General features: G+C 55.9%; 16 protein-coding genes. 9 read left to right on the top strand and 7 right to left on the bottom strand.

Translation table 11 applies throughout. The features are described from left to right. The first annotated feature begins 97 nt into the window (after positions 1 to 97). From ACR0DS_RS04345 to tig, 3 genes are all read left to right on the top strand, one after another. Positions 98 to 1,741: an NAD(P)H-hydrate dehydratase gene (locus ACR0DS_RS04345; protein ID WP_480558181.1), complete on the top strand. Its 1,644-nt coding sequence runs from the start codon at positions 98 to 100 to the stop codon at positions 1,739 to 1,741. A gap of 309 nt (positions 1,742 to 2,050) precedes the next feature. Next, positions 2,051 to 3,175: a porin gene (locus tag ACR0DS_RS04350; protein ID WP_480504712.1), complete on the top strand. Its 1,125-nt coding sequence runs from the start codon at positions 2,051 to 2,053 to the stop codon at positions 3,173 to 3,175. 173 nt (positions 3,176 to 3,348) lie between these two features. Further along, the gene (gene tig, locus ACR0DS_RS04355; RefSeq protein ID WP_480504714.1) at positions 3,349 to 4,680 is read left to right on the top strand and encodes a trigger factor; all 1,332 of its coding nucleotides are present in this window, start codon (positions 3,349 to 3,351) and stop codon (positions 4,678 to 4,680) included. A gap of 102 nt (positions 4,681 to 4,782) precedes the next feature. On the opposite strand, the gene ACR0DS_RS04360 is transcribed toward tig, so the two are convergent. The 6 genes from ACR0DS_RS04360 to rpsF all read right to left on the bottom strand — a co-directional run bounded on the left by ACR0DS_RS04360 (position 4,783) and on the right by rpsF (position 8,575). Beyond that, positions 4,783 to 5,637, bottom strand: a complete 855-nt coding sequence (locus ACR0DS_RS04360; RefSeq protein ID WP_480480382.1) for an acyl-homoserine-lactone synthase — start codon at positions 5,635 to 5,637, stop codon at positions 4,783 to 4,785. Positions 5,638 to 5,744: 107 nt separating this feature from the next. Then, a complete protein-coding gene (locus ACR0DS_RS04365) occupies positions 5,745 to 6,446 on the bottom strand; it encodes a LuxR family transcriptional regulator (protein WP_267364591.1) in 702 nt (233 codons plus the stop codon). Positions 6,447 to 6,681: 235 nt separating this feature from the next. Continuing rightward, positions 6,682 to 7,167: a transglycosylase SLT domain-containing protein gene (locus tag ACR0DS_RS04370; RefSeq protein WP_480480384.1), complete on the bottom strand. Its 486-nt coding sequence runs from the start codon at positions 7,165 to 7,167 to the stop codon at positions 6,682 to 6,684. Positions 7,168 to 7,332: 165 nt separating this feature from the next. Next, positions 7,333 to 7,953 carry a 50S ribosomal protein L9 gene (gene rplI / locus ACR0DS_RS04375; protein ID WP_480485272.1) on the bottom strand — a complete coding sequence of 207 codons (621 nt, stop codon included), beginning with the start codon at positions 7,951 to 7,953 and terminating at the stop codon, positions 7,333 to 7,335. 12 nt (positions 7,954 to 7,965) lie between these two features. Continuing rightward, complete coding sequence (gene rpsR / locus ACR0DS_RS04380; protein ID WP_005608650.1) at positions 7,966 to 8,193, bottom strand: 30S ribosomal protein S18; 228 nt, start codon at positions 8,191 to 8,193, stop codon at positions 7,966 to 7,968. Positions 8,194 to 8,221: 28 nt separating this feature from the next. Continuing rightward, entirely contained in the window at positions 8,222 to 8,575 is a 354-nt protein-coding gene (gene rpsF / locus ACR0DS_RS04385) for a 30S ribosomal protein S6 (RefSeq protein ID WP_209503558.1), read from the bottom strand. Positions 8,576 to 8,928: 353 nt separating this feature from the next. Between rpsF and ACR0DS_RS04390 the strand changes: the two genes are divergently transcribed. Together ACR0DS_RS04390 and ACR0DS_RS04395 are read left to right on the top strand one after the other, a co-directional pair. Continuing rightward, entirely contained in the window at positions 8,929 to 9,375 is a 447-nt protein-coding gene (locus tag ACR0DS_RS04390) for a hypothetical protein (protein ID WP_480473389.1), read from the top strand. Between the two features lie 125 nt (positions 9,376 to 9,500). Then, positions 9,501 to 10,073, top strand: a complete 573-nt coding sequence (locus tag ACR0DS_RS04395; RefSeq protein ID WP_480558179.1) for a YceI family protein — start codon at positions 9,501 to 9,503, stop codon at positions 10,071 to 10,073. A 57-nt stretch (positions 10,074 to 10,130) separates the two neighbouring features. On the opposite strand, the gene ACR0DS_RS04400 is transcribed toward ACR0DS_RS04395, so the two are convergent. After that, positions 10,131 to 11,354, bottom strand: coding sequence for a cytochrome b/b6 domain-containing protein (locus ACR0DS_RS04400; RefSeq protein ID WP_480558178.1), 1,224 nt, complete (start codon positions 11,352 to 11,354; stop codon positions 10,131 to 10,133). Positions 11,355 to 11,528: 174 nt separating this feature from the next. Here ACR0DS_RS04400 and fabD point away from each other — a divergent pair, with 174 nt between their 5' ends. The 4 genes from fabD to ACR0DS_RS04420 all read left to right on the top strand — a co-directional run bounded on the left by fabD (position 11,529) and on the right by ACR0DS_RS04420 (position 14,366). Then, positions 11,529 to 12,467 (top strand): ACP S-malonyltransferase, encoded by a 939-nt coding sequence (gene fabD, locus ACR0DS_RS04405; protein ID WP_480558177.1) that lies wholly within the window; start codon positions 11,529 to 11,531, stop codon positions 12,465 to 12,467. Between the two features lie 42 nt (positions 12,468 to 12,509). Then, on the top strand, positions 12,510 to 13,247 hold the full coding sequence (fabG, locus tag ACR0DS_RS04410) for a 3-oxoacyl-[acyl-carrier-protein] reductase (protein WP_209596801.1): 738 nt from the start codon (positions 12,510 to 12,512) through the stop codon (positions 13,245 to 13,247). A gap of 207 nt (positions 13,248 to 13,454) precedes the next feature. Beyond that, entirely contained in the window at positions 13,455 to 13,688 is a 234-nt protein-coding gene (locus ACR0DS_RS04415; protein ID WP_050602116.1) for an acyl carrier protein, read from the top strand. Between the two features lie 138 nt (positions 13,689 to 13,826). Further along, entirely contained in the window at positions 13,827 to 14,366 is a 540-nt protein-coding gene (locus ACR0DS_RS04420; RefSeq protein WP_267364575.1) for a GNAT family N-acetyltransferase, read from the top strand. Positions 14,367 to 14,427 lie beyond the last annotated feature (61 nt).

The raw sequence follows: 14,427 nt of genomic DNA on the forward strand, positions 1-14,427 counted from the left end.
ATCGGTTGGGTCGGTATCCGTTGAAATCAGGCTCTGTGCTAAATTTTAGGCGGTTTGCACAAAAAGTAATCGAAATTGAATCGTGCGAAGGTGTGATATGACGGAATTGCTGACAGCAGCGCAGATGAGAGCCATCGAGCACGCGGCCATCAGGTCCGGTGAGGTTACGGGTTTGGAGCTGATGGAGCGGGCAGGGCAATGTGTTGTCGAGGCGATCTTTGAGGAATGGCCGGATCTGGACAGGCGAGGGGCCAGCCCCTCGCGCTCCCCGGAGTATTTGGAAAAAGATGAAGAGGATCCGCTGCGTGCAGTCGTATTGTGCGGGCCCGGAAACAACGGCGGTGACGGGTTTGTCGTGGCGCGGCTTTTGCGGGAACTGGGCTGGAGGGTTGAGGTATTCCTGTATGGCGATCCCAAAAAGTTGCCGCCGGATGCCCGGGTGAGTTATGAGCGATGGGGTGGTTCGACAAAGGATGTATCTGAGATCGCACGGGGCAGAATCTTGTATCCGGATATTCTCATCGACGCATTGTTTGGGACCGGTCTAACACGATCGATTGAAGATGTGAGGCTATGGGAAGTTCTTTGGGCATATGATGACGCAGAGACGGCATGGGAGTTGCGGCGTCAGGATGGAGGTACGCACACAGTTCCTCCACGCACGGTCGCGATAGACGTTCCTTCAGGTCTTTGCGCAGACTCAGGCAAAGTCGTGGGAGAACTTTTCCCTCAGCATGGACGTCGCTGTGCACGATCAGCACTTACGGTTTCGTTTCATTCGAGAAAGCTTGGCCACGTGCTGAGTGAGGGACCATATTTTTGCGGACATGTTGTCACGAAAGATATCGGGTTGAGGCAGGATGCGGGGGGCGACGAGATTTCGAAGGCTGTGGATAATCTGCCTGGGGTTTGCCTTGGTAAGAGTATGAATGAGCACAAATACACCCATGGGCATGCCCTGATCCTTTCGGGTGGGCCCGGCAAGACAGGTGCGGCGCGACTGGCCGCGCGGGGGGCGTTGCGGATTGGGGCAGGGTTGGTGACGCTGGGGGTGCCATCCTTGGCTTTAGCAGAGGTTGCGAGCCAGATCACCGCCCTCATGCTACAGTGCGTTGATGGTTCTCAAATGCTGTCAGACGTACTGCAGGACGTGCGAATGAACGCCCTTTGTCTGGGCCCCGGTTTGGGGTTGGAGCGAGCGCGGGACCTGGTGCCGGTCGCCCTGATTGCGAAACGTGCGACGGTTCTGGATGCTGATGCGCTGACGGCATTTGCGGGCGATCCCGGAAACTTGTTTGAAATGTTGCATGACCGCTGCGTTCTGACCCCGCATGGCGGTGAGTTTGCGCGGCTGTTCCCCGATCTGGCTGAAAAGCTGAGCGAAACGCCGGTCAGAGGCCCCGCCTATTCCAAGGTGGACGCAACGCGAGAGGCGGCGGCGCGCGCGGGATGCATCGTGTTGTTCAAAGGGCCGGATACTGTCATAGCGGCGCCGGACGGGCGATGTTCGATCAATGCCGCATGCTATGGTCGCGCGGCCCCTTGGCTTGCAACCGCCGGGTCAGGCGATGTGTTGGCCGGTTACATCGCCGGGCTATTGGCGCGGGGATTCGATGCGATGGCGGCGGCTGAGACAGCAGCGTGGCTGCACGTGGAATGCGCGCGTCGTTTCGGGCCGGGATTGATCGCCGAGGATCTGCCTGAGCAGTTGCCCGATGTTTTCAAACAGCTGAATATCTAGTTGTTTTGGGCAGAAAGCAGCTCAGGCTCTGTCAGAATGGCATGTTTTCGCTGTCAAGATGTGCGCAGATGCATACCGCATATTTGCCAGATGCATAGGCAGGCATCACTAATCGTTTGCAAGCTGCCAGTACGAGCTGGAGCCGTATCTTGTAAGTTAATGAAAAATAATGTAAAATGTCAAAGTTATTTGTATGTTCTGTTGCTAAAATACAATTCTTGCGTAAGACAGGGCGCAGACCACTGGAACGCTCGGATTCAGTAAACAAATGGGCAGTATCTGAACCCCGAACCAACTATGGTGAGTGAAATGACCCCAAATATCAAAAAGATATCGGTTGCCGCCTTTCTGACTGCCACGGTCGCTGTTCCGGCAGCCGCAGAGCTGAAATACGAAAATAACAGCGGCGGCTATGTGCTGCTTTACGGGCAGTTAAACCCGGCCTTGATTTCGGTTGATGACGGCCAAGATACCGAGACCCGGGTCCTCGACAACGATCTGTCGAACAGCCGGGTTGGCCTGCGTCTGATGCAGCCATTTGGCCAGAACGAGTTTACCTTCCGCTTGGAATCGGCGTTGGGATTGCCGAATTCGACTGAATGGAACCAGAACGGTACAAACTTTAGCGGCTGGACCCGCGACGATATCCGGTTTGTGGATTTTGCCTTGAAGGGCAGCTACGGCAAGTTCTCGGCAGGTCAGGGCAGCATGGCGGCAGATGGTGCTGCAGAAGTGGACCTGTCCTATGTCGGCACCGCGCTGTATTCGTTCACAAACGATGAGAACTCTGGCTTTTTCTATCGCGGCACAAACGGTGTGCTGAGCGGTATTACGGTTGGTGACAGTTCCAGCAACTTTGATGGCTCACGTCGTGGGCGCGTCCGGTATGACACTCCAACGGTTAACGGATTCTCGGCCGCTTTTGCATATGGTCAGAACATTCTGTCCAGCAGTGACGATGATGACTACTACGATGTCGGCGTGTTCTATGAAAACACCTTTGCAGGCGGTGTAGAGTTTGCGGCAGCTGTCGCGTATTCGGTGCGGGAGCGGGATGACAATTCAGGGGATCGCAAGGATACACTCGGTTCGGCCTCGGTGCTGTTGCCCAGCGGTCTGGGGTTCACGATTGCCGGCGGCACGCGTGACGATGACCGAGCTGGCCAGACGGACCCGAATTACTGGTACGGCAAGGTCTCGTACGAGGGGAACTGGGTATCCTGGGGTAAGACAGGTGTCGGCATCGACTATTATGACGGCGCGGATTTCGAGACCAACGGGTCCGACACCAAGGCATGGGGTATCGCTGTCGTGCAGAAGGTCGAAGCGATCAATACCGATGTTTACCTGAAGTATCGCAACCACGATTTCGATGACGGAACGTCGTTCGAAAACAACGAGGCCTGGGTTTTGGGCGCGCGCTGGAAGTTTTAATTGCCTTCCAGCGATCCAACACGAACGCCCCGGTTTTCGGGGCGTTCTTTTTTGCCAAAACCAGGTTGATTCAGCCTTTGCCCCTTGCACGTTGGCGGCAGGGCAAATAGAAGGCGTCAAATTTGCCCGGCGCGCCCGTTTTGCGCGCCCCGAATCCTATGGGGACTACCAAAATGCAGGTTACCGAGACGCTGAACGAAGGTCTGAAACGCGGCTACAACATTGTTGTGACCGCAGCCGAACTGGACGACAAGGTCAATGAAAAGCTGACCGAAGCACAGCCGGAAATCGAAATGAAAGGCTTCCGCAAAGGCAAGGTGCCGATGGCGCTGCTGAAAAAGCAGTTTGGCCAACGCCTGCTGGGTGAGGCGATGCAGGAATCCATCGACGGTGCAATGAACAAGCATTTCGAGGACAGCGGCGACCGCCCCGCGCTGCAGCCCGAAGTCAAGATGACCAACGAGGACTGGAAAGAAGGCGACGATATCGAGGTCGCGATGTCCTACGAAGCGCTGCCCGCGATCCCTGAGGTCGATCTGAAATCGGTTGCGCTGGACAAGCTGATCGTCAAGGCGGATGACGCCGCTGTCGAGGAAGCGCTGAACAACCTGGCTGAAACCGCTCAGGACTTCAAAGCCCGCCGCAAGGGTTCGAAAGCCAAGGATGGCGACCAGATCGTGTTCGATTTTGTCGGCAAGGTTGATGGCGAAGAATTCGAAGGTGGATCGGCCGAAGATTACCCGTTGGTTCTGGGGTCAAACAGCTTCATCCCCGGTTTTGAAGAGCAACTGGTCGGTGTGAAGGCCGAGGAAGAAAAAGACGTCAACGTGACATTCCCGGAAGAATATGGTGCCGAACACCTGGCCGGAAAAGACGCGGTCTTCACCTGCACGATCAAGGAAGTGAAAGAGCCGGTTGCAGCCGAGATCAACGATGAGCTGGCGATGAAGTTCGGCGCCGAGGATCTGGCCGCTCTGAAAACTCAGATTTCGGAACGTCTCGAAGCAGAATATGCGGGCGCGTCGCGCGCGGTCATGAAGCGGGCCCTGCTGGACGTGCTGGACGAAAAAGTGTCGTTCGACCTGCCACCGTCGCTGGTTGAAGCCGAAGCCAAGCAGATTGCACATCAGCTGTGGCACGAGGAAAACCCTGAAGTAACCGGTCATGACCACGGTGAGATCGAACCCACCGATGAGCACAACAAGCTGGCCGAACGCCGCGTGCGTCTGGGTCTGCTGCTGGCCGAGCTGGGCCAGAAGGCAGAGGTGGAAGTCACCGACGCCGAGATGACCCAGGCGATCATGAACCAGGCGCGTCAGTACCCGGGTCAGGAACGCCAGTTCTTCGAGTTCGTGCAGCAGAACGCTCAGATGCAGCAACAACTGCGCGCTCCGATCTTCGAAGACAAGGTTGTCGACTATGTGTTCGAGCTGGCGCAGGTCAGCGACAAGGAAGTCAGCAAGGACGACCTGCAAAAAGCCATTGAGGCATTGGAAGAGGAATAATCCTCTTCCTTCCCTCTTTGTTCAGAGAGGGGCAAAAAAACGGAGCCGCCTGTAAACAGACGGCTCCGCATGGGTGGCTTTTGTATCTATGAGGTGAGGGGGTCAGGCCTCATGAGCAAAAGCACGGGGGGTATCTAGCAGAGCGATCTTCTGCTCTGGTGTGAACGTATCCGAGAGCGCTTCGATCAGCTTCAGAACGTCTTGGCGTTCAGCTTCGTTTCTTGCGGCGCTCATCTGTTCCACAAAATACTTCTCAAGATCAGTCAGTGGCTTGTGATCCTGATTGGCCGGGCTCTGGGTTGCTGCCTTCTTGGCTGCAAACAGTGCCAGTGCCTCTTCGTCATCCATAAAGACGTTCTCATGGATGCCTGCAAACTCACGCAGGCCCGAGATGCGTTCATCAGTACAATCCAACAGCGCGGCCAGTGCCGAAACTTTCCCCATGGGAACCGTTTCGCCGACATAGTCATATGGCGCGCAGTTCGACCGTTTCAGGACCCGGTCCATAACCGGATCGATTACGGTGATGATATCCTGAATGCCTGCGTTCTTGGCATATTCCAGAGAGCCGATCATCAGCTCGCAGGTGGCATAAGAGACAGAATTCTTTTCCTTGCCGCGTGTAAGACGCTGCGTGTCCACGCAGAAGCGTGTCGATTCCCACATGGTTGCGCTGCGAAGTGGTGCTTCCCCGCAAAGGATTGCCGAAAACACATCCGACAACATATGAGGTCCTGTGGTCTGAAGGGCACGCACGGCTGCGACGACATTCCCCCCGTCGTCGAGTCCGATTACATATGCCGGGTCCAGATGATCGAATTCATCAATTTCCTTACCGTCTTCGATCTTTACGTCCCATCCAAGACGTCCGCCAAAAACACGTGCTCTCAACTCGAACATTTCGTCAAGAACTTCGCTGAACATATGTCTGTTCAGGCCATCTACCACGATGATCATTTCTTCCCCCTTCGAGTGGTTGTTCGGTAATATTGACGTTACCGCTCTCGAAGGATTTTTCTATTGGGGGATTCCCGTATTTTGGCGGAATTTGGGGATTTTTTTGTTTATCCCGGGGTAATAAGCCCGATCGCTATCGCCCGCCCTACGGCCTGAGGGGTGGTCAGCGCACTAAGCTTTTCCCGGCTCGAACGCAAGTGTACTTCTACGGTTCGGTGCGAAATCGACAAAATATCGCCGATATCCTGCTGCGACTTACCTGCAGCGACCCATTGCAGGATTTCCGCTTCGCGAGAGGACAATGTCGGATGATATAGTGCGCCGGTCAGCTGATCCGAGGACACGACGTTGTCGTGGATGTGCACGGCCATGGCCTGCAAATCGCCGATAAAGTTCGTGTAAAGCTTACGCCACTCTTCCTTGCTGCAATTTCGGGTAGCGCTCAGCAGGCCAATATCACCGTAAGGGCCGCGTACCGGGATCGTAACACCCTGACTAGGCAAGCCAAAATCATGAGCATCCCGGAACACGCGTTGAAAGTCCGGACTTCTTTCCAGACGGCTCCAGTCCACCGGCGCAATACTGCGGCGAGCCATGTGGATGGTCGGATCAATCATGATCAGACCCTGTTTCTGGTAGTGCTCAGTCCAGGCGTCGTCATAGGTGACAAAGCCAGCCACAGTTCCTGCCGCCGGATTCATACCAGCATAGGCAGCATGATCCATGTCATGCTTCTCACAGATTTGCCTTAGAAATTCGGTATATCGAACTTCTGAATCCGGCAGGGTGCTCAGATCGACAATTTCCATGTGGCGCCTACCAGCTGTGGCCCATCTTGCTGCCCGATGGTGTCGTCGAGCATGCGTATTACACAGAGTGGAACCCGTTTACCTCACCAAGTCAGAACATCATACTTTTCTAAACATGACAAGGAGAGGTCTAAATTGTCTGTGCAATATCGCATATTGCGACACCCAATAGAACATTTTTGTCACTATTCAGTTTCAAGTGCTGATTCCGATCGAATTCTGACGCGAATGACCGTCAGGGTGTTGGCCTAAGCCCGGTTTCGACCAGCATTCCTCGGGCTTTAGCTTCGGGATAAAAACCTTTGGCGTACAGAAAAATTGCCCTGCGTTGGTCCCCATCTGAAAGCATCCACGCCCCGCGCAAGTACTTCCCGGCAAACTCAAGGTTGGTGTCGGCGTCCAGCAAACCTTCGGCTTTGCCGGTGTATCCCATCGAGCGCGCCGTGGCTGGCAGGATCTGAAGAAGGCCGTAATAGGGCCGGTTGACGGCCCATGGTCGATGTGTGCTTTCGCGAATGGCCAGCTTGTGAACCAGCTCCCGCGGAATTTCGTAATGGTCCGCCCATCTGTTGATCGAAGCTCTCAGCTCGGGCGTTTCATTCGGGTGGAGCGGCGGGTCAAAATGTGGCGTACCCGCCTTGGAGACCTGGTCTGCCCCGCAGGCAACCAACGACACAAATAGAAACAGTGCCAGGAAACTATGGCGCAGATAAACAAGCATTTTTCGGTCCTCTGGATTTCGGCGGCAATGATACGGAACGACAATGAGCCTTCAAGCGTACACGGGAAAATGGGCTGAAATTTGCCGGTACGACCTGTGAACACAAAGGGAAAAAGAAAAGGCCGCGCTTTGGCGCGGCCTTTTAAGTACTCACAAGCAGCCGGATCAGGCTTTGGCTTCGTCTTCCGCAACCGGTGCTGCGTCGGCAACCATGTCATCATCATCCGAAGCGGCCGAGCCGATGTCGTCGAACAGTTCGGCGATCTCGAATTCAGCAGCGGCTTCTTCTTCAGCAGCCAGCTCCTGAATCGATTTGCCCGAAGCCTGCAGTTCAGCTTCTTCTGCCGAACGGGCCACGTTCATCTTGATTTCGACTTCAACTTCGGGGTGCAGTTTAACGGCGACAGTGTGCAGACCCAGTTCCTTGATCGGGGCGATCAGGACAATCTGTTTCTTGTCGACGGTGAAACCTGCGTCGGTTGCGGCGTCAGCGGCGTCACGCGGGGTGACCGAACCGTACAGAGCGCCGGCATCCGATGCCGAGCGAATCACGATGAACTGCTGACCGTCCAGCTTTTCAGCCAGTGCTTCAGCTTCTTTCTTGGTTTCCAGGTTGCGGGCCTCAAGCTGCGCTTTCTGGGCTTCGAACGACGCGATGTTGGCGTCGGACGCGCTCAGGGCTTTGCCTTGGGGCAGCAGGAAGTTGCGGGCGTAGCCGGGCTTGACGTCAACGACGTCGCCCATCTGACCCAGTTTCGCAACGCGTTCCAGCAGGATAACTTGCATGTCAGTCTCTCCTTACTTCACAGCGTAGGGCAGCAGGGCGAGGAAGCGGGCGCGTTTGATAGCACGGGCCAGCTCACGCTGCTTTTTCGCCGAAACGGCGGTGATGCGCGAAGGCACGATCTTGCCACGCTCAGAGATGTAGCGCTGCAGCAGACGAGTGTCTTTGTAGTCGATTTTCGGCGCGTTCTCACCCGAGAACGGGCAGACCTTGCGGCGGCGGAAAAATGGTTTTGCGGCCATGGTTTAGTGTCCTTTACTCAGGCGTTGATCAACGGCGCTCGCGGCGTTCGCCACGTTCGTCACGCTTCTGCATCTGAACCGACGGACCATCTTCGTGGCCGTCGACTTTGATGGTCAGAACGCGCATGACATCTTCATGCAGACGCATCAGGCGCTCCATTTCCTGCACCGCGCCCGAGGGGGCATCGGTTTTCAGAAAGGCATAGTGGCCCTTGCGGTTTTTGTTGATCTTGTAGGCCATCGTCTTGACGCCCCAGTACTCGCTATCAACCAGCTTGCCGCCGTTGTCAGCCAGAACGGTGCCGAAATGTTCGACGAGGCTTTCCGCCTGCGCGTTGGACAGATCCTGACGCGCGATCATTACATGCTCATACAGTGGCATGTGCACTCCTGTTTATATCAAGGCGCATTTCATAGGCGGGGCCAAACGTTCCTTCGCGACCCTGCCACGAGAGGCTGCGCGATTCATACGACTGCGAAGGATGGCCCCGTATACACGTCTGAGCCGCAAGGGCAAGCCCTGCCACATATGCCTTTGAGACGCCGCCCAAATTCCTTTAGGCCGCCCAATTGCTGACGCTTTTCGGCTCAAAGTTGTTTTGCATACCGGACATCAACCGGATCAACAGAATTTCGAAAGTAACCTTAAAAGGGTGACGTGTTATGACCGCTACTAACACAAACGCATATCAGGAAAACGTTGCCGGCTCGCGATTTGAGAATTCAGTGCCGGTAATGATCACGTTTGCACCTAACTGGAAGGCCCGCCTGATCCTGGCGCGGATGGTCGGGGCGTTTTTGATCGTTTCTGCGTTCTCAATGTGGTTGATGCCCGGATCGGTGGTCGGCGCAGATGTTTGGCCGATCAAGATGGCGGCATCCATGCTGTTTCTGGTCGTTGGTGTCGCCCTGCTGACAATCGAGGTTCTTGACCCGCGCCCTGACGCCTATTTCGACCCGATCCGCCGCGAAGTCCGGGTGTTGCAGAAAAACGAAGACGGACGCCCTCAGACTGTCCTGCGCCGCAGCTATGACTCGCTGGGTGGGGCACGTTTCGAAGAGAATGAAGTTCATCTGTTTGACGTGGACGGAAGTCTTTTGATGAAGCTGCCACTTGAATCGGCGGACGTCAGCCGGGCGCTGAAAGGTCAGCTTAGCAAAAGCGTAACAATTTTCGGCTGAGTTTTATTCTGTTCAAAAAAGAACAGAAGTTGTGAATCAAAAAAGGTTGTGTGCTGCCCTTGGGTGGCACATTTTGCATTCAAGCAGTCCTGACGGACTGCATTCACAAAACCGCGGAGATTGATATGAAATCCACCCTTCTTGCTGCTGCATTGGCCGTATCAGCGACAACGGCATTCGCCAGCGCCGAGAAATACGTGTTGGATCCCAGCCACAGCCAAGTCATTTTCAGCTATGACCACCTTGGGTTTTCAACCACGACTGGCATGTTTTCCGGCTTTGAAGGCGAGATCATGTTTGACCAGGAAAACCCCGCCGCTTCGAGCGTGAGTGTGTCGATGCCCGTTTTGGAGATGTTTACCGGCTGGAAACCCCGTGAAGATCACTTCATGACCGAGGATTTCTTTGGCGCGTCCGAAGGAGATTTAATCACATTTACTTCGACAGGAATCGAGGTGACCGGTGACAACACCGCGAACATCACCGGCGATCTGACGATGAACGGTGTGACCAAATCGGTTGTTCTGGACGCAAAGCTCAACAAGGCTGACACCCACCCGATGGCAAATCAGCCCTGGGCGGGTTTCAACGCGACAACAACGCTTGTCCGCAGCGAATTCGACCTGGGTCAGTTTGCACCGTTTGTCAGCGACGAAGTGCAAATCCAGATTTCGGTCGAGGCACAAAAAGCCGAGTAATCACAGAATCACGAACAGAAAAACGCCGGTGATCAAATCACCGGCGTTTTTTTTGCCTTACTGACCGCGTGCCGCTGTGAGTTCTACGGATACTGCGACGGTAAAGCCCAGCGAGTCTTCGGTAGGCTGCGATGTGCCTACATCAAACTCCAGCCGGTTAAGCTCGATTGTGCCCGCCATTGTGGCTGTGTCGCCCTGAAGATCCAGCGAGAAGGGCAAAACGACATCGATCGACTTGTCGCGAATTGTAAGCGGACCGCGCGCCTCGTACCCACTTTCGGTTTTATAAAGGTCGGCCTTGAACTGAGCAGTCGGGAACCGGGCATTGTCGAAGAAATCCGGTCCCATGGCCTGATCGGTTACGGTTCCAAGACTAAGCGAACTTACGGCTATTGTGACATCGACAGATCCTGCCGGGCCCGGCTCTGTGGGTTCGTCAAAAGTAATTGCGGCCGTCCAGTCAGAGAACGTACCCGTGACGGGGCTGTTCAGTTGCGAAATCGTAATCGACAGCGTGCCGTTCTGAACCTGCCATTCGGATTGAACCTCGGCCAGTTGGACATCCGGTGCTTCACTTACGTTAGGGGTAAGCTTACCCGTTGCCCAGCCTCCGGTGACGACGACACCCCAGACCACCAATGCGGCGACGGCTGGAGTCAGTGAATGGGTTTGATGTGGTGGTTCCGGCACATCAGACAGGCCCGGTAACATCCGGCGCAATGTGCCGTCCTTGTCGATGACGTGATGTTTCAGCGCACCTGCAACGTGTAGGACAAGGGAAACAACCAGAACCCACATGAAAAGCCAATGCAGAACTCCTGTAACCTCGGCCACGGCGGTGGATTTCGGTACAAAAGGCAGGTTTTGGCCGAAGGGCCAAAGGATTGGGGCAAAGCCTTCGGTCGCGGCGTGGTGAATCCAGCCGGTCAGCGGCACAAGGACCAGCGAACCGTAAAGCAGCCAGTGGACGGTTTCAGCGGCGAAGGCTTCGGGCTTGTTGTCAGCATTCAGAAGGCCGGGCTTGGTTTGCGTGAACGCCCAAAGAATGCGGGCCAATGCCACGAAGAACACGCTAACCCCCACGGTTTTATGCAATGAGAACACGCGCGCCGCACGGGCAATTTCCAACTCGGTAGGGGCCGTTGCCGAGTGCAGTACCGCATGCGCCAGATTATCTGCGACCCAGCCGAGGGGCAAAGCCGTGAAGATCAGCAACGCGGTCAGCCAATGAAACGTCTTTGCGATGCTGCCGTAGCTTGAAAAGGAATTGGTCGATTGCATATGTCGGGCGCTCCGGGATTCTAGGGTGTGCCCAAGGTAAAGCCGGATGAAACAGACACAAGTGAGCGCGGGTGCACACAAAAGGTGCCAGAATGCAGAAAGCAGGCAATGCTTGTGCCAGACGGTCAGTCAGTTTACACCCCGCCGCAACCTGACACCATCCATGAGGTTGCAATGACACTCGCGTTCGTTTTCCCGGGGCAAGGCGCCCAGACCGTAGGTATGGGCAAAGCTCTGGCTGAGGCTTACCCGGCGGCTCAGGCCATCTTCGATGAGGTGGACGACGCGTTGGGCGAGAAGTTGAGCAGCCTGATCTGGGATGGCGATATTGCTGACCTGACACTGACCCAGAATGCCCAACCCGCGTTGATGGCAACATCGATGGCAGCCATGCGCGCTTTGGAAGCCGAAGGCGTATCTGTCAGCAAGGCGGCTTTTGTGGCGGGGCATTCACTGGGTGAATACTCGGCCCTGGCCGCGGCGGGTGCCTTGTCTGTTGCAGATACAGCGCGTCTGTTGCGCACCCGTGGTCAGGCCATGCAAAGCGCCGTACCCGTGGGCGAGGGGGCCATGGCCGCCATTCTGGGGCTGGATCTGGAGGCCGTGCGCGCTGTGGCGGAAAAAGCCGCACAGGGCGAGGTCTGTCAGGCCGCAAATGACAACGATCCTACGCAGGTCGTCGTTTCGGGTTCAAAAGCGGCTGTCGAACGCGCAGCCGAGATCGCCAAGGAAAAAGGCGCAAAACGTGCTGTTATGTTGCCTGTAAGTGCTCCATTTCACTGCGCGCTGATGAAACCTGCTGCAGATGTAATGGCAGAAGCGCTTGCTGCCGTCGAAATTAAGGCCCCTGTCATACCTTTGGTGGCTAATGTGCGCGCCGAGGCTGTCAGCGATCCGGATCTGATCCGTCAATTGCTGGTCGAGCAGGTGACAGGTTCGGTTCGCTGGCGGGAAAGCGTGCAATATATGGCGGCAAAAGGCGTGACCGAAACATGGGAAATCGGCGCTGGCAAAGCGCTGTCCGGTATGATCCGCAAGATCGATCGCGAAATCGCGGGTAAGGCTGTGGGCACACCGGAAGACGTCCAGAAGGCCATTCAGGCCGAATCGTAAGCTCAATTCGCGTTGTAACCGACGCAGCAAGAGGGAAACCGAATGTTTGATTTAACAGGTAAGAATGCGCTGATCACCGGTGCTTCGGGCGGTATCGGAGGCCACATCGCACGTGCGTTGCATGGCGCAGGTGCAACGGTTGGGTTGTCCGGTACACGCGTTGAACCGCTTCAGGCTCTGGCCGACGAACTGGGCGAACGCGCGCATGTTCTGCCCTGCAATTTAAGCGATCCGGAAGCCGTGGAAGCGTTGCCAAAGCAAGCGGCCGAGGCGATGGGATCGGTGGACATTCTTGTAAACAACGCCGGAATCACCCGCGACAACCTGTTCATGCGCATGTCTGATGAGGAATGGCAAAGCGTCATTGATGTGAACATGACCTCGACCATGAAACTGTGCAAAGGGGTGATCCGGGGTATGATGAAGGCGCGCTGGGGCCGGATCGTCAATGTCTCGTCCGTGGTGGCCGCAATCGGTAATCCGGGGCAGGCGAACTATGCCGCGTCGAAGGCCGGTATGATCGGGTTTTCCAAAGCTTTGGCTCACGAAGTTGCGACGCGCGGAATTACTGTGAATGCCGTGGCACCTGGATTTATCACGACGGCAATGACAGAGAAACTGACCGAGGAACAGAAAAAGGGTCTGTTGCTCAAGGTTCCAGCCGGGCGCATGGGCGATCCGGAGGAAATTGCAGCTGCGGTTCTGTATCTTTCCAGCCCCGAAGCGGGCTATGTTACCGGAAGCACCTTGCATGTGAATGGCGGTATGGCCATGTTGTGAGCGCGACAGGGGCGAGTGCGAAAGCGTTTGCCTCTTGCGTCGACTATGCTATAGGCGGCGCATCTATGCGGGGCCGGTCGTTCAGGTCGGCCTTCTATTTCCCGGTTCGCCGGGACCGAAACCGCCCAAAACGGGCAAACCAAAGCCAACCCGTGCGGGCAAGGGCAGAATCGGGCGGACCGCCCTGTAAAGGAATGAGGAATAGACATGAGCGACGTCGCAGATCGCGTTAAGAAGATCGTTGTTGAGCACCTGGGTGTTGAAGAAGATAAAGTCGTGGAAAACGCGTCCTTCATCGACGATCTGGGCGCAGACAGCCTGGACACTGTTGAGCTGGTCATGGCCTTCGAAGAAGAGTTCGGCATCGAGATCCCCGATGACGCAGCCGAGACCATCCAGACCTTTGGCGACGCCGTCAAGTTCATCAGCGAAGCGTCCTAAGCGTTTCTTTCTGATTAAAATCGGCGCTTCCGGGCAACGGGGGCGCCGTTTTTTTATGCCCGGCCGAATTTCGGGCTTGCGTGGCTATTGTGGCCTGCGCACTGTTTCCACTGAGGCAAAACTCAAAGTGGACAGGGCATGATAAGATCCACTCCGATGATAAATACCGCGCGTTTGACGCTGTGCGCTATGCGCCCAGAGGACTTTGACCGGTTCGCAGAAATCTGGCGTAACCCTTGCGTCGTGCGGCATATCGGCGGTTCTCCCCGATCGCGTGGCGAAGCGTGGGATTCTTTCCTGCGTAATGCGGGGCATTGGCAGATGGCCGGTTTTGGTCAGTGGGGCGTAATGCAGCAATCGAATCGCAAGCTGATCGGGCAAGCCGGATTCTTCTATAGCAACCGATGCATGGGCGACGATTTCGACGGCTTCCCCGAGGCAGGGTGGGTTCTGGTCCCCGAAGCACAGGGGCAGGGATTGGGATACGAGGCCGCCAAGGCTGCGCATGACTGGTTTGACCGGGTGATTCCCGGACCGTTGGTCGCGATGATAAACGCGTCCAACACGTCTTCGCAGAAACTCGCCAAGAAGCTTGGCTATGTTCTGATGCGGGAAGGGGTGTATAATGAAACCCCGGTGCATTTGTTACGACGCAACGGACCGCCAGCCCGCGCATAGATTCGCCACTTAATCAGTATGCCGCAAAATGGCCAAACTGTGCCGATCCCGGAGATTTCGG

This window comes from Ruegeria sp. AF5 (assembly GCF_056541905.1).

Coding starts and splice junctions, on each gene's coding strand:
- fabG (WP_209596801.1), top strand. CDS start 12,510: ATGTTTGATTTAACAGGTAAGAATGCGCTGATCACCGGTGCTTCGGGC.
- tig (WP_480504714.1), top strand. CDS start 3,349: ATGCAGGTTACCGAGACGCTGAACGAAGGTCTGAAACGCGGCTACAAC.
- ACR0DS_RS04360 (WP_480480382.1), bottom strand. CDS start 5,637: ATGATCATCGTGGTAGATGGCCTGAACAGACATATGTTCAGCGAAGTT.
- ACR0DS_RS04345 (WP_480558181.1), top strand. CDS start 98: ATGACGGAATTGCTGACAGCAGCGCAGATGAGAGCCATCGAGCACGCG.
- ACR0DS_RS04395 (WP_480558179.1), top strand. CDS start 9,501: ATGAAATCCACCCTTCTTGCTGCTGCATTGGCCGTATCAGCGACAACG.
- rpsR (WP_005608650.1), bottom strand. CDS start 8,193: ATGGCCGCAAAACCATTTTTCCGCCGCCGCAAGGTCTGCCCGTTCTCG.
- ACR0DS_RS04370 (WP_480480384.1), bottom strand. CDS start 7,167: ATGCTTGTTTATCTGCGCCATAGTTTCCTGGCACTGTTTCTATTTGTG.
- ACR0DS_RS04390 (WP_480473389.1), top strand. CDS start 8,929: ATGATCACGTTTGCACCTAACTGGAAGGCCCGCCTGATCCTGGCGCGG.
- ACR0DS_RS04400 (WP_480558178.1), bottom strand. CDS start 11,354: ATGCAATCGACCAATTCCTTTTCAAGCTACGGCAGCATCGCAAAGACG.
- ACR0DS_RS04350 (WP_480504712.1), top strand. CDS start 2,051: ATGACCCCAAATATCAAAAAGATATCGGTTGCCGCCTTTCTGACTGCC.
- ACR0DS_RS04415 (WP_050602116.1), top strand. CDS start 13,455: ATGAGCGACGTCGCAGATCGCGTTAAGAAGATCGTTGTTGAGCACCTG.
- rplI (WP_480485272.1), bottom strand. CDS start 7,953: ATGCAAGTTATCCTGCTGGAACGCGTTGCGAAACTGGGTCAGATGGGC.
- ACR0DS_RS04365 (WP_267364591.1), bottom strand. CDS start 6,446: ATGGAAATTGTCGATCTGAGCACCCTGCCGGATTCAGAAGTTCGATAT.
- rpsF (WP_209503558.1), bottom strand. CDS start 8,575: ATGCCACTGTATGAGCATGTAATGATCGCGCGTCAGGATCTGTCCAAC.
- ACR0DS_RS04420 (WP_267364575.1), top strand. CDS start 13,827: ATGATAAGATCCACTCCGATGATAAATACCGCGCGTTTGACGCTGTGC.
- fabD (WP_480558177.1), top strand. CDS start 11,529: ATGACACTCGCGTTCGTTTTCCCGGGGCAAGGCGCCCAGACCGTAGGT.